The organism is Rothia sp. (in: high G+C Gram-positive bacteria) (assembly GCF_030540545.1).
Classification (GTDB): Bacteria; Actinomycetota; Actinomycetes; order Actinomycetales; family Micrococcaceae; genus Rothia.
In genome coordinates this window covers 15,619-29,930 of sequence record NZ_JAUNVZ010000010.1, presented here as the reverse complement: position 1 = coordinate 29,930, position 14,312 = coordinate 15,619, and the positions used below count along the sequence as shown (strand labels likewise).

8 protein-coding genes and 1 pseudogene are annotated in these 14,312 nt (G+C 57.1%); 4 read left to right on the top strand and 5 right to left on the bottom strand.

Annotated elements, in window-relative coordinates; all coding sequences use genetic code 11:
- From Q4P78_RS08375 to valS, 5 genes are all read right to left on the bottom strand, one after another.
- A partial coding sequence (locus Q4P78_RS08375) for a hypothetical protein (RefSeq protein ID WP_303339926.1) occupies nucleotides 1-455 on the bottom strand: 455 nt, incomplete at its 3' end.
- Between the two features lie 219 nt (nucleotides 456-674).
- Nucleotides 675-1,835, bottom strand: coding sequence for a hypothetical protein (locus tag Q4P78_RS08370; protein ID WP_303339925.1), 1,161 nt, complete (start codon nucleotides 1,833-1,835; stop codon nucleotides 675-677).
- A gap of 33 nt (nucleotides 1,836-1,868) precedes the next feature.
- Nucleotides 1,869-2,306 carry a hypothetical protein gene (locus Q4P78_RS08365; RefSeq protein WP_303339924.1) on the bottom strand — a complete coding sequence of 146 codons (438 nt, stop codon included), beginning with the start codon at nucleotides 2,304-2,306 and terminating at the stop codon, nucleotides 1,869-1,871.
- A gap of 472 nt (nucleotides 2,307-2,778) precedes the next feature.
- Nucleotides 2,779-3,864 (bottom strand): hypothetical protein, encoded by a 1,086-nt coding sequence (locus Q4P78_RS08360; RefSeq protein WP_303339923.1) that lies wholly within the window; start codon nucleotides 3,862-3,864, stop codon nucleotides 2,779-2,781.
- A gap of 369 nt (nucleotides 3,865-4,233) precedes the next feature.
- Nucleotides 4,234-6,879: a valine--tRNA ligase gene (gene valS, locus Q4P78_RS08355; protein ID WP_303339922.1), complete on the bottom strand. Its 2,646-nt coding sequence runs from the start codon at nucleotides 6,877-6,879 to the stop codon at nucleotides 4,234-4,236.
- Between the two features lie 93 nt (nucleotides 6,880-6,972).
- Here valS and polA point away from each other — a divergent pair, with 93 nt between their 5' ends.
- The 4 genes and pseudogenes from polA to Q4P78_RS08335 form a co-directional block, all read left to right on the top strand.
- On the top strand, nucleotides 6,973-9,999 hold the full coding sequence (gene polA, locus Q4P78_RS08350) for a DNA polymerase I (protein WP_303339921.1): 3,027 nt from the start codon (nucleotides 6,973-6,975) through the stop codon (nucleotides 9,997-9,999).
- A gap of 346 nt (nucleotides 10,000-10,345) precedes the next feature.
- Nucleotides 10,346-11,803, top strand: coding sequence for a 30S ribosomal protein S1 (gene rpsA / locus Q4P78_RS08345; RefSeq protein ID WP_303339920.1), 1,458 nt, complete (start codon nucleotides 10,346-10,348; stop codon nucleotides 11,801-11,803).
- Nucleotides 11,804-12,006: 203 nt separating this feature from the next.
- Nucleotides 12,007-13,581: a signal recognition particle protein gene (ffh, locus tag Q4P78_RS08340; protein ID WP_303339919.1), complete on the top strand. Its 1,575-nt coding sequence runs from the start codon at nucleotides 12,007-12,009 to the stop codon at nucleotides 13,579-13,581.
- Nucleotides 13,582-13,748: 167 nt separating this feature from the next.
- Nucleotides 13,749-14,312 (top strand): annotated as a pseudogene (locus Q4P78_RS08335) (hypothetical protein); the annotation flags it as partial.

Sequence of the window (14,312 nt, the reverse complement as noted above, 5' to 3'; positions counted from 1 at the left end):
CCTTCGGCAGTGCTGGAGGGTGCCGAAGATGCGGTTGTAGAAGAGGAAGTATCAGGTGTGGAACCCGAAGCTTGGGTAGATGCGGAGCTACTTGGAGTAGAACCGGAGTCGGCTGGTGACCAGGTTAGTGTGTATGCGCCGTTTTGGGTGGTTCCGGTAGCTTTTGCGTAGCTGGGGGCTGTGGATTCGTCTGTGGGTGCGAAGTGGCGGCCGTAGATGGTGCCGTATCGTTTGGCGTTGAGCATCCAGATGATGGAGTCGTTGTCGATGAGGAGTTTTGAGTTGGCGCTTGCCCATACGCCGGTGAGTGTGCCGTAGTGGCCTTCGTGGATCTCTTCAAAGTTCAGCGATTTCGATGCGGTGCTTTGCTGGGCGGGAGTTTCGGGTGAAGAGCACCCGGTGAGAGCTAGCGCGGCCGCGATTGCTGCGGCGGTGTATTTTAGGTAGGTTTTCATGATCCTTAGGGGTTAGTTTCTCTATTTATCGTTCATCTGATTACCGGTCTTTAAACTAGTAGAAGCAATGCCACACGGGGCATGCATTAGACAGTTTACGAACGGTTATCAGGCTATTGTACGGTCAAGGAAATTCAAAGAGTGTTTATCAGAAAGAATGGGCTAGCAGAAAACCTCTACGGGAGAGGAGAAACCTACTAGCCCATTTCTTCCTTCGAGTTACCTAATGCGGAGGTTTACATCGACAGGGCGAGATGCCGCTTGATTGATTGTCTGCCGGGTCATCGCACCCTGATCGCGTAGAGTGTTACGAATCTGAGATCCCTGATGTGCAATATTCATATTGGTAATCAGGGAGGTCAACATAACTGCCTTACGAGTGCGCTGTTCTTCTTCAATCATCTGTTGCTGACCTTCAAGAATTTGTAGCTGACTCATCTCCATACGATGACGGTGCAGATCTTCTTCGTAAATATTGACTGCTTCCTGCAAGGTACTAGCACGGTAGTTCTTTACTAGGTTGTACAGGGTGCTGATAGTTTGTGCATCGGTGTAATTCGGAGGGAACTGGTCCATACCTTCAGAAACATACTGCTGATTCAGAGAACGCAATTCAGCTTCGATGGTGGCAATTTCCTGAGCGCTCTGCGGACGAATCTGCTGCAGATGAGCATTGTACACTTCTACTTCCTTATTGTAGGCAATGTCCTTTGCACGCGCGATAATAGTCCACAGGAAACCAGCTACAACGCCTAGAGCCAAACATACCAATAGAACAAGGTAAAAAAAGGCTACGGTATCATCAGAGAGGCTGAGAAGCATAATGGCAGAAGCAACGTAGAATACGGGTGCAGAAGTAGCCAAGCCAATCATAAGAGCTTTGCCGTTCTTACCGGTAGCGGCTTCCTCAGCATTTGCCTTGGAGGTAAAGAAAACGATGAGACCCGCGATAAAACCAACAACCAGTGCTGGAAGATAGGCGCGGGTAAACACAAAGCTTGACATATTACCCAGCGGGATGGTTATTGCAGCAGTAATACCAGCGATACTTAGGGCGTGACGCTGAGCATTTGGATTTCCTGATAGCTTTTTAAGAATAATGAAGTAGGCAATGATGGCAGGGATAATGAAGAATATCTTAAACCCACCGTAGTAAGAGCCATAGAAAGAGAGCACTAAGCTCAAGGTGAGGGCGGAACATGCCGCCATGCGTACAACCATCTGTAGGGTATTAACACGTCGGTAAGGGCGATCCGGTTCGTAAACAATATCGTAGAGCTCCATACCGCGGGTATTTAGCTCATCCAACCGAACAATCAGATGGTAGAAGCGACCCAAGTAGTTCAATAGGCCTTCGCGTGTTTGGATATATTCTTGCATGAAATTCCTTTGTTTCTTCTTCTACGAAGTGGATTAGTAGTGCCTAGCGAATGATTCAGCAAATGCTATGAGGGGGTAGTAGATTAAGCAGATAGCAGCGCATGCAAGTCCAATGTTGCTCATAATGCGGGCACCAACAATAGGAGCATCCAAACTGTGAATGGTACCCAGGGTCTTCTGCTGATCTGTGGGGTGACACCGTGCTAATGAGGGGGCGTTCTGTAGATTCAGAAGCAGATTTTTCTGCGCTTTTGCAGACTTAGAAGCTGAAATAAATGCAGTAACGCTCAAAGCCAGTGGGAGAAGACCAAAAAGCGCGACGTATGCACCGCATAAACAATTGATAAGAGCAACACCGGCGCAAATATAGGAGATGAGGATTGTCGCGCGGATAGACCTGATGTGAGGTTCAAGATCTGGTGCTGGCTGGAACTGGTAGTTGTTCAGCTGGTTGAACTGAATATGAGACATAGGCTGGTTCTTTCTTGAACCTTCATGTGATGCACAGATGCGCATTACTTAGGCTCAGCGTCGGAAGAAGTACGGTGTGTTAATACATCTCAATTTTGGCGGGGGGGGGGTAGCAAAAGTCAAGCTCTGTTGTCACGAACATATATCAACAGCGATACGCAGAGACTACTCGACTTGGTTACATGACGCATGGGACGATGCCAAGGGAGAGACTTTCCGGGTTCCCCTACGTCCCAGCCCTCCCGGGTCTGAAGAGCATCATCCCATGCGGGAAATCAGACATTCAGCCACAGCCTTGCCGGATTGCTGGCCGTAGCCTTGCCGGATTGGGACAACTAGCAAGGGAAAGCAGAACATCGTAGAACCATAACTATCTCAAACCCGAATCAGTGAATATCCCGATTCAATGAGTATAGAAAAATCCCTGTACCTCATACCGGATAGCGGATATGAAATACAGGGATAGAGCCGATTACTGAGACTCGGGAATAATGTCGATCTCGGTCAGTACTCGGTGAAGAGTCAGAGCGTGATTCAGACGTTCCTTCTCAGACTCTCGAGCAATGGAACCCTCCATAAGTTCTCGTCGAGTAATCTCCCAGGAGCGCAGGTAGGATTCGGATTCGTAGCGTTCAATGGCTTCGGGTACGCTCTCTACCGCGCCGGAGGCAATCATGGAGTGTAGGGCACCGATAATCTCAGTGTCGGTGTATTCGCGCGGGAATTGGTCCATACCTTCGGCGATGTATTCCTGATTGAGTTCGCGTAGTTCCTGCTGCAGCGCGGTCATGGTCTCTACCGCCTGCTGAGCCTGCACCTGACGCTCCTGCTGCTGGCGCGTGCTCTGTCGGTTATCCGCACGATAGGTGAACCAGCCGATCAGGCAGCCGATAGCTACACCGCACAGAAGGACGAGCAGGGTGGGGAGTATATCGGGCATTGGCGCAAAGCCCAACAGGAGTATCGAGCAGATGAGAGTATACACAAAGCTAGAAGCTGCTGCACCGTAGATATGCTCGGAGATCATGCCGGTGTCTTCGTGCTTTCCCGAGGTTTTGGGGTCTTTGACGGTTCGCGCGAGGGAGATAGAAACCGAGACCAAAAGACCAATGACGAACGCCAGCTGGTAGATGGCAATATAACCAAAGTTGTTGGATTGCAGGAGCATCGGGAGGATAAGCGCGAAGAGGTAGATGGTGAAACGCGCGGGGCTAATACGCAGGCTGTTGATGGTGCCGGTGCTGCTGCGTTTCCAACTGCCATAGGCGTAGATGCCTACAATGATGGGGTAGTAGAGCAGGTAGTGGATGAACGGCTGCTCACCGCGCATCAGGAGCATGGCAACGGAGTTGAGAATAGTCACTAGGACAATAACCGCGCCGATTCCCAGGAGGGCGTGCAGCAGATAGGGTAGGGCCTTGGTTCGAGTGGCGGGCTTGCGTGCCGCCTGAAGCAGCTGGGTACCTTCTGCGTTAATGTCGTTGGTGCGCTGGATGATGGCTTGGAATCGGGCGAGGTATTCGAGAGTGTGTTCTCGTGTGCTCGTCTGGGAGGTCATATCTCTCCTGGAGTGGTTGGGATAGGGCGAGGCGGGATGCGGGCGCGCGTGCTACCGCCCGGGCGCACGTAAAGAGTGTGTGCTCGGTGCGGGGCGCGAGAGCGGTGCCGGAAGTGTCTCGTCTCGTGTGTGTCGTAGTGACAGTGTGCTCATTCTAGCATTCTGAGCTGGGAGAATCGGCGTGTTTGGTCGTATACCGAAAGATAGCGTGGGCATTATGCTAGTCACTCTACGTGCATCGACATATACTCTTGATATATGTACACAACTGCACCAATAAAAACCCGCCGGGGGCTATAGATACAATCCATAACACCCGGCGGGTCATTCACCGGCTGAGCCTTCAGCCTCGTGCTGTGTCACACACGCTTATTCAGCGTCCTCAACAACCAGCACAACATCGGAAACAGCCAGCTCACCCTCGGCCTCAACCAGGGACAGCTCAGCGGCATTACCGGCAGCCTTCAGGTCGCCCAGACCAGCCTGAACACGAGCCAGCTCCTGGGCCGGTGCGCTCACGGTAGCCGAGGAAACCTCGGTGCGCTGCTTGACCTTTGCGTCACTCTTTGCCTTGCGCAGACCGCCCAGAGCAGCAGCCACGGTGGGCAGAACCTGCGGGTCGGCATCCTGCAGATCAGCAATAGCTGCAGCCGAGGGCCAGGAGACACGGTGCACGCTACCTGCACGCCACCAGGACCAGATTTCCTCGGTCACAAACGGCAGGAAGGGCGCAAAGAGGCGCAGCAGAGCATCCAGAGTGGTTGCCAGAGCAGCCAGAACAGAAGCCTGCTCCTCTTCACCGCGGGCACCGTAGGCACGATCCTTAATCAGCTCGACAAAGTCATCGGTGAAGGACCAGAAGAAGGACTCGGTCATCTGCAGCACGCGAGCGTACTCGTACTTCTCGAAGGAGAGCGACGCCTCCTCCAACAGGGTGCTCAGGCGAGCCAGCAGGGAGCGGTCCAGAGCATTGGTCAGCACGGCGGTCTGCTCGGGGCTGGTAATCACAGAATCAACGGTGGCACCCAGGTTCAGCACGAACTTCGAAGCGTTCAGCAGCTTAATAGCCAGACGGCGACCAATCTTCATCTGACCCTCGTCGTAGGCAGTGTCAGCACCCAGGCGAGCCGAAGCAGCCCAGTAGCGCACAGCGTCCGAACCGTACTTCTCCAGCACCTCGTTCGGAACCACCACATTGCCCTTAGACTTGGACATCTTCTTGCGGTCCGGGTCAAGAATCCAACCCGACAGCGCGGTGTTGTACCAGGGCACGGAACCTGCGAGGGTCTCGGCGCGTACGGCGGTGGAGAAGAGCCAGGTACGAATAATATCGTGACCCTGCGGGCGCAGATCCATGGGGAAGGTCTTGGAGTGCAGGTCCTCATTCACGCCCCAACCGGTCGCAATCTGCGGGGTCAGGGAGGAGGTTGCCCAGGTATCCAGAACGTCCGGGTCGGCAATGAAGCCGCCAGCAATGCCGCGCTGAGACTCCTCGTAGCCGGGTGCGGTCTGGGATGCCGGGTCAACGGGCAGCATCTCTTCGCTGGGCAGGATCGGGTTCTCGTAGTCGGGCTCACCCTCGGCGTCCAGCGGGTACCAGACGGGGAAGGGCACGCCGAAGAAACGCTGACGGGAAATCAGCCAGTCGCCGTTCAGACCCTCAACCCAGTTCTCGTAGCGGCTGCGCATAAAGGAGGGGTACCAGTTCATTTCACGACCGCGCTCAATGAGCTTCTCGCGACGGTCCGCGTCACGACCACCATTGCGGATGTACCACTGACGGGAAGCGACGATTTCCAGGGGCTTATCGCCCTTTTCGTAGAACTTCACCGGGTGCATGATCTTCTTGGGCTCACCCTCCATCTCGCCGGTCTCAACCAGCATTTCCACCACGGTCTTCTGCGCGGTGAAGACGGTTGCGCCAGCCATGCGCTCGTAGCGCTCGCGGCCCTCTTCGCTGGTGATCCACTCGGGAATATCGCGGGAGAAGCGACCGTCGCGACCAATCAGGGCGCGGGTGGGCAGTGCCAGTTCACGCCACCAGGTCACGTCGGTGGTGTCACCGAAGGTGCAGATCATGGCGATACCTGCGCCCTTATCGGGCTGCGCCAGGGGGTGCGCCTTGATTTCAACCTCAACGCCGAAGAGGGGAGAGGTGACGGTGGTGCCGAAGAGGTGCTGGTAGCGCTCATCCTCGGGGTGTGCCACCAGAGCCACGCAGGAGGGCAGCAGCTCGGGGCGGGTGGTCTCAATCCAGACCTTCTCGCCGTTGGGGCGGTGGAAGGACAGGCGGTGGTAGGCGCCTTCGCGTTCCTTATCTTCCAGCTCAGCCTGTGCCACTGCGGTGCGGAAGGTGACATCCCACATGGTGGGTGCCTCAGCCATGTAGGCGTTGCCTGCCTGCAGGTCCTTCAGGAATGCCAGCTGGGAGACCTTACGGGAGTGCGCATCGATGGTGCGGTAGGTGCGCGACCAGTCTACGGACAGACCCAGAGTGGTGAAGAGCTGCTCGAAGACCTTCTCGTCTTCTACGGCGAGTTCTTCACAGAGTTCAATGAAGTTATTGCGGGAGATACGCGGCCACTTTGCCTGGGAACGGTCGGGCTTGGGCTTGCCGTCAGCAGTCCAGGTCAGCAGGGAGCGGAAGTCGTCGTTATCGGGTACGGCGGGGTCGCAGAGCACACCGTAGTAGTTCTGCACGCGACGCTCGGTGGGCAGACCGTTATCGTCCCAACCCAGGGGGTAGAAGACGTTCTTGCCGGTCATGCGCTGGTAGCGTGCGATGACGTCGGTCTGGGTGTAGGAGAACATGTGACCGACGTGCAGGGAGCCGGATGCGGTCGGCGGCGGGGTGTCAATGGAGTACACCTGCTCGCGGGTGGTGTTCTCATCGAAGGCGTAGGTCTTTTCATCCGCCCAGCGCTGGGAGAGCTTGCTCTCCAGGCCTTCGAGTGCGGGACGGTCGGGTACGTTGATGGTGATGGGCGAGTCTGAGCCCTGGTTGATTTCAGTCATAGGGGCTATTATCTCATGAATGCTCGCTGTGAGTGACCCCGTCAGCTGTGATTTTGTGGGCGTTGTGATAGCTGCTCAAGCTACACTAGAGAGGTGACTACTTCTAACACTTTGCTTCTGATTGACGGCCATTCTTTGGCGCTGCGTTCCTTCTTCGGTATTTACACCATGGCGGAGAAGACCGGCAACCATGTTTTCGTGCGCAGCGATGGCCAGCATACCGAGGCTGTCCACGCCTTCCTCTCCACCCTGCTGAACATTATTAAAGAGCATCAGCCTAGCCACATTGCGGTGGCTTTTGATCTGCCCGGTGGCACCTTCCGCACCGCCGAGTACGGCGAGTATAAGGGCGGCCGTAATGCTATTCCCGAGGCGTTCTCCGGCCAGATTGAGCTGATTCAGCAGATGCTGGGTGCGATGAATATTCCGGCGCTCACGTTTGAGAATTATGAGGCGGACGATATTGTCGCAACCCTCGCCACCCGCGGCTCCGCTAGCGACTATAAGGTGCTGATTCTTTCGGGTGACCGCGATATTTTCCAGCTGGTGACTGACCGGGTGACGTTGCTGTACCCGGTAACCACCGGCCCGGCGAAGGGTATTCAGGTCATGGACCCGGCGGCGGTGCTGAAGAAGACCAAGGTCACCCCTGAACTCTACCCGGATCTTGCGGCGCTGACCGGCGAGCAGGCGGATAACCTGCCCGGCGTGCCCGGCGTGGGTCCCGGCTTCGCCGCCAAATGGCTGAATGAATACGGCTCCCTGGATGGCGTGCTGGAAAACGCCGATAAGATTACCGGCAAGAAGGGCGAGGCGCTACGCGAGAATATGGATGCGGTGCGCCGCAACCGCCGCTTGAACGCCCTGGTGCGAGACCTGGACCTGCAGGTGAGCCTAGAGGACACCTTCTTCAACCCGGATCTGGCGGCTCTGGAGTCTTTTTTTGATGTGGTGGAGTTCCGTTCCATGCGCAAGCGCGCGGCGGAAACCCTCACGCCCCTGGTGCGTCAGATTGCTAAGAAGCTCGGCGAATCTGAAGGACTGCACAATAGTGGCGAGGGCACCCTGTTTGATATGGAGCCGGTCAGCTCCGAAAAGCCTGCCGCCTCCTATTCCGGCCCGGTTTTTGAGCCGATGAGCACCCAGAGCGCCGTGGCGTTGGAGAGCGCTCAGCAGCTCACCGACTGGCTGGTAGCAGCCACCGCTGCCCGCTACGGTAAGGATTCTGCCGGCAATGATTTGGAGACCCCCGAGCGCATTGCCGGAGCTGTGACCCTGTACCCAATCACCCAGATGCCCATTGCCCGCGCCGAGGGTAAGAACCTTGAGGGTAAGCGCGTGACCAAGGTAGCAATCCGCGCCGCCGAGGAGGCTCCGCAGCTGCAGGGCATTATTTTGACCGCCCATATGCCCGCCGATTCCGATCAGCCCGGTAGCGTTTATTGCGATCCGGCTCTGGTGGACCCCGAATTGCTGAGTGCGCTCGCCGCATGGTGTGCCGATGAGAGTGCCCGCAAGATTGTACTGGATCTCAAATCCGTGCGTAAGCTGCTGGGCGTTAATGGTTTGGAGCTCAATGGTGCGGTGGAAGACCCGGCGCTATCCTCCTATATGTGCGGTTTTATTCCCAAAGCAACCCGCCGCCTGCTGGTGGAGCGCCTGGAGGATATGGCGGCGCAGTACCTGTGGATGGGCGCGGATGAATTCACCGAATCCATGCTGATTAATACCGAGGTTTCCAATCTGCAGGTCAATGTTCAATTTTCGCGCCTGGTGCACGAACTGGCTCGCGTGCTGCACTACGCCATGGTGGAGCAGGGTCAGCTGGGCGTGTACACCGAGATTGAGCTGCCCCTGCTGCTGGTACTTGCCGATATGGAACGCGCCGGCATTGCGGTTTCGACTGAGCTGCTGGAAGAGCTGGACGCGACCTTTACCGCCCGCGCCGAGGATGCCGTAGCCGCAGCCCGCGCCATTGTGGGCCCCACTGTCACGGTGGAGGAGAAGGGGCAGATGGTCGAGGCGGAGCTGAACCTCGCCTCCGTGACCCAGCTGCAGCATGTGCTCTTTGAGCTGCTTAAGCTGCCCACCACCCGCAAAATGAAGACCGGCTACTCCACCGACTCGGAGTCCATGACTGATCTGCTGGCTCAGATCTCCCCCGAGTCTGATGGTGCCCTCTTTATTGCCGCCCTGGGTCACTACCGTGACAATATTAAGCTCAAGCAGACCGTGGAGGGTCTGATGAAGGCATCCGAGGAAGATGGCCGCGTGCACACCACCTTCCAGCAGGCTGCCGCCTCCACCGGTCGCCTGTCCTCCACGAACCCGAACCTGCAGAATATCCCGGTGCGCACCGATGAGGGTCGCCGTATTCGCGGTGCCTTTATTGCTGCACCCAAGCCGGTGGATGGTGTTCAATACGAGGGTCTGTTGACCGCCGACTACTCTCAGATTGAAATGCGCATTATGGTGCACCTGGCGGGGGATAAGGCGCTCATTGACGCCTACGCTCAGGGTGAGGATCTGCACCGTTTTGTGGGCTCGCAGGTCTTCGGTGTAGCTCCCGAGGATGTCACCAGCGATATGCGCGCCAAGGTTAAGGCAATGTCCTACGGTCTTGCCTACGGCCTGTCCCGTTTCGGTCTGTCCAAGCAGCTCAATATTAGTGCCGAGGAGGCAGGTCAGCTGCGCACCGACTACTTTAAGCGCTTTGGTCGCGTGGGTCGTTTCTTGCGCAATGTGGTCAAGCAGGCGCATCAGGATGGCTACACTGAGACCATGTTTGGCCGCCGCCGCATGCTGCCCGATCTGGAGTCCACGAACCGTATGCGTCGCGAGGCGGCTGAGCGTGCGGCGCTGAACGCCCCGATTCAGGGCGCGGCTGCGGATTTGATGAAGATTGCCATGATTAATATTCACCGCCGTCTGCTGGCTGAGGGGCTGGCGACCCGCATGCTGCTGCAGGTGCACGATGAAATTATTCTGGAGGTGGCTGCCGGTGAGCGCGAGGCTGCCGAGAAGATCCTCACGGAGGAGATGAGCAGCGCTGCGCAGCTGAGCGTGCCTCTGGAAGTTCAGTGCGGTTGGGGTGCTTCCTGGCAGGAGGCGGCTCACTAGCGCTCGCCTCTGTGCAAGAACGTATCTCTACATAAGAGCACGGCACCGCATCCGGGTGTTTCTCTCGCGCCACGTCGGTCAATGACCGGCGGGGCTAAGGGTGAACACGCCGGGTGCGGTGTATTGTTTTTTAGCTCCGTTAGGAGTAGACTGGTAGAACGTATTTGTGGGTTTAGTGTATCCAGTGCGCCCCTGCGCGGGCTGAATCGCCGAATGCACGAATAAGTATTGTAAGTATCCGTCAGCTCGATACGACCCTCCGGCGCATGTCGGAGAGAAGCAGTGCATGCTCTATGTGTCTGTGGACGTATCGACCTATTAGTTATCCAATTGGAGCCCTATCTTTATGAGCACCAACATCCCTCAGGTCGCAATCAACGACATTGGCACCGAGGAAGAATTCCTCAAGGCAGTTGACGAGACCATCAAGTACTTCAACGATGGCGATATCGTCCTGGGTCAGGTTGTCAAGGTTGATCACGACGAGGTTCTGCTCGACATCGGTTACAAGACCGAAGGCGTCATTCCCTCTCGCGAACTCACCATCAAGCACGACGTTGAGCCCGGCGAGGTTGTTTCCGTGGGCGACGAGCTCGAAGCTCTCGTTCTGACCAAGGAAGACAAGGAAGGTCGCCTGATCCTCTCCAAGAAGCGCGCACAGTACGAGCGTGCATGGGGCGACATCGAAGTTATTAAGGAAAATGACGGCGTTGTTACCGGCACCGTTATTGAGGTTGTTAAGGGCGGTCTGATCCTCGACATTGGTCTGCGTGGCTTCCTGCCCGCATCCCTGGTTGAGATGCGTCGCGTTCGCGACCTCGCTCCCTACATCGGCCAGCAGCTGGACGCAAAGATCATCGAGCTGGACAAGAACCGCAACAACGTTGTTCTGTCCCGCCGTGCATACCTCGAGCAGACTCAGTCCGAGGTTCGCTCCACCTTCCTCAACCAGCTCGAAAAGGGCCAGGTTCGCGAGGGTGTCGTGTCCTCCATCGTCAACTTCGGTGCATTCGTGGACCTGGGTGGCGTGGACGGTCTGGTTCACGTTTCCGAGCTGTCCTGGAAGCACATCGATCACCCGAACGAGGTTGTCGAGGTTGGCCAGCCCGTTACCGTCGAGGTCCTGGAAGTGGATCTGGACCGCGAGCGTGTTTCCCTGTCCCTCAAGGCTACCCAGGAAGATCCCTGGCAGGCATTTGCCCGCACCCACGCACTGGGTCAGATCGTTCCCGGTAAGGTCACCAAGCTGGTTCCCTTCGGCGCATTCGTTCGCGTTGAAGACGGCATCGAGGGCCTGGTTCACATCTCCGAGCTGGCTCAGCGTCACGTTGATCTGGCAGATCAGGTTGTGTCTGTTGGCGAGGATCTGTTCGTCAAGATCATCGACATCGACATGGACCGCCGCCGTATCTCCCTGTCCCTGAAGCAGGCAAACGAGGGCGTTGACCCCAACGCTACCGAGTTTGATCCCGCTCTGTACGGCATGGTTGCAGAGTACGACGAGCAGGGTAACTACAAGTACCCCGAGGGCTTCGACCCCGAGAGCAACGAGTGGCTGGAAGGCTTCGAGGCTCAGCGTGAGGCTTGGGAGGCACAGTACTCCGAGGCACAGGCTCGTTGGGAAGCACACAAGGTTCAGGTTGCAAAGGCTCTCGAGGCTGACGCAGCAGCTGCAGCAGCAGCACCGGCACCGGTTGAGCCCGCTCCCGCATCGTACTCCTCCGAGGAGCCCGCATCCGCAGGCACCCTGGCATCCGATGCAGCACTGGCTGAACTGCGCAAGAAGCTGACCGGTAGCAACTAATCTACCGCTGTTGAGCGTATAGCTTCGTTCTAGCGAAGTGATGGAACACCCCGTCGCCCTGATTCAGGGAGGCGGGGTGTTCTGCGCCTCTGGCGTAATGAAAGCTACACTATGGCGCCCTAACTACTGGCGCGGGGCGAATCTGCGGTATTCTTAACATCAAACTATAGGTTTCCATTCGATATAGAAAGCGGGCACAAGCGGTGTTCAACTCTCTTTCCGATCGCCTAACAGCGACCTTCAAAAACCTGCGCGGTAAGGGTCGTCTCTCCGAGGCAGAGATCGACTCGACCGTACGCGAAATTCGTCGCGCCCTGCTGGACGCTGACGTTGCCGTGCCGGTGGTTCGTGAATTCGCCGCCCACGTGAAGGAACGCGCCCTGGGTGCGGAGGTCTCCGAGGCTCTCAACCCCTCGCAGCAGATCGTAAAGATTGTGAACGAGGAACTGGTCGCTATTCTGGGTGGCCAGACCCGCCGTATTTCCATGGCAAAGACCGGCCCGACCATCATTATGCTCGCGGGTCTGCAGGGTGCCGGTAAGACCACCCTGGCGGGTAAGCTGGCGTACTGGCTCAAGGGTCAGGGTCACACCCCCATGCTGGTCGCATCCGATCTGCAGCGCCCCAATGCTGTCACCCAGCTGAAGGTCGTGGGCGAGCGCGCCGGTGTGCCCGTCTACGCACCGCACCCGGGTGTTACCAGCGAATTCGATACTCCCACCGGTGACCCGGTTCAGGTTGCTCGTGACGGTGTTGCCGAGGCACGCGCCAAGCTGCACGATGTGGTCATTGTTGACACCGCGGGTCGTCTGGGTGTGGACGCTGAGCTCATGCAGCAGGCACGCAATATTCGCGATGCCATTGAACCCAATGAGGTTCTCTTCGTTATTGACGCCATGATCGGTCAGGACGCGGTCAATACCGCTAACGCCTTTAATGAGGGTGTGGACTTTACCGGCGTGGTGCTCTCCAAGCTTGATGGTGACGCGCGCGGTGGTGCGGCTCTGTCCGTGGCTTCGGTGACCGGCAAGCCCATTATGTTTGCCTCCACCGGTGAAAACGTCACCGATTTTGAGCAGTTCCACCCCGATCGTATGGCTAGCCGCATCCTGGATATGGGTGACGTGCTGACCCTGATCGAGCAGGCTGAAGCCAAGTGGGATAAGGCTGAGGCCGATCGCATGGCGAAGAAGTTCATCGATCAGGAAGACTTCACCTTTGATGACTTCCTGGCTCAGATGCAGCAGATTCGCAAGCTCGGTTCCATGAAGAAGCTGCTGATGATGATGCCCGGTGCGGCTCAGATTCGCCAGCAGCTGGAGGCTTTTGACGAGCGCGAGATTGACCGCGTGGAGGCAATTGTTCGCTCCATGACCCCGCATGAGCGCGTGGCTCCGAAGATTATTAACGGTTCTCGCCGTGCGCGTATTGCTAAGGGTTCGGGTGTGACCGTTTCCGAGGTGAACCAGCTGATGGAGCGTTTCGCTCAGGCTCAGAAGATGATGAAGAAGCTGGCGAGCGGCAATATGCCCGGTATGCCCGGCGGTATGCAGATGCCCGGTATGGCGGCAGCTGGCGGTGCGAAGCGTAAGGCGAAGAAGAACGCCAAGAAGAAGGCTGGCAAGTCGGGTAACCCGATGAAGCGTAAGGAACAGGAGCTTGCAGCACAGCAGCAGGCTCAGGCTCGTGCCGGTGCTGCCTTCGGTCAGCAGGCGCAGGATCAGGACCTGGATCTTTCCAGCCTGAACCTGCCCAAGGGCTTTGAGAAGTTCCTCTAAAATGCAGTGATAGGTGACGGGCGGTGCGCATTCTCTTGTGGAATGGGCGCCGTCCGTTCGCTCTTAGACGCAGAAGAGGGCATATGCGCCGCTCTACGCAATGGGGACGGTGCTCGGTGCGTATGCTTGAACTATAGACGATAGAGCGATGAAGACGGGAGAAGAGTATGGATCAGAATCACGACTACGAATCCGAACAGGTAACCCCGGAGAATGACCTCCGGGACTTTGAGGCGCCCGAAGAGGATAACTCTCTGAGCGAGCTGGACTATCTATGGGTTCGTCTCTCCCTGGAATACGGCGACGCCAGCCCCGAAATTGCCGGTGACCTGGTGTATTCCACCGATTCTTCCCCCGATATTGCCACCGAAAATGTTGTCGGTGCGATTTCTGATCTGCTGGCTCAGGTGCGCGAGCTGGCGGCTCTTTCTCAGCCCAGCCAGGATGAAGTGGATGAGCTGGTGCGTGCGCGTTTTGAGGATCTGACCCTGGAGTCCCTGCAGCAGCAGTGGATGGACGCTCCGGCACCGGCAGACCCGGCTGAAGAGGCGTCCCTGGCGCAGAAGATCGCCGCGGAAACTCAGGCAGAAGAGAATAAGGAGGGCACGGAAGAGAAGCCCGAGAACGCTTCGGAGGACTCTGAGAATAGTACCCCGGCCTCTGCCGATGCCGAAGAGAGCTCCGAGGGTGCCGCCTCCACCGAAAGCACCGCCGAAAGCCCCGCAGAGAGC

Excerpts from the sequence above, each read along its gene's own strand:
- Q4P78_RS08370 (WP_303339925.1), bottom strand. The coding sequence starts at position 1,835 with ATGCAAGAATATATCCAAACACGCGAAGGCCTATTGAACTACTTGGGT.
- Q4P78_RS08365 (WP_303339924.1), bottom strand. The coding sequence starts at position 2,306 with ATGTCTCATATTCAGTTCAACCAGCTGAACAACTACCAGTTCCAGCCA.
- Q4P78_RS08360 (WP_303339923.1), bottom strand. The coding sequence starts at position 3,864 with ATGACCTCCCAGACGAGCACACGAGAACACACTCTCGAATACCTCGCC.
- valS (WP_303339922.1), bottom strand. The coding sequence starts at position 6,879 with ATGACTGAAATCAACCAGGGCTCAGACTCGCCCATCACCATCAACGTA.
- rpsA (WP_303339920.1), top strand. The coding sequence starts at position 10,346 with ATGAGCACCAACATCCCTCAGGTCGCAATCAACGACATTGGCACCGAG.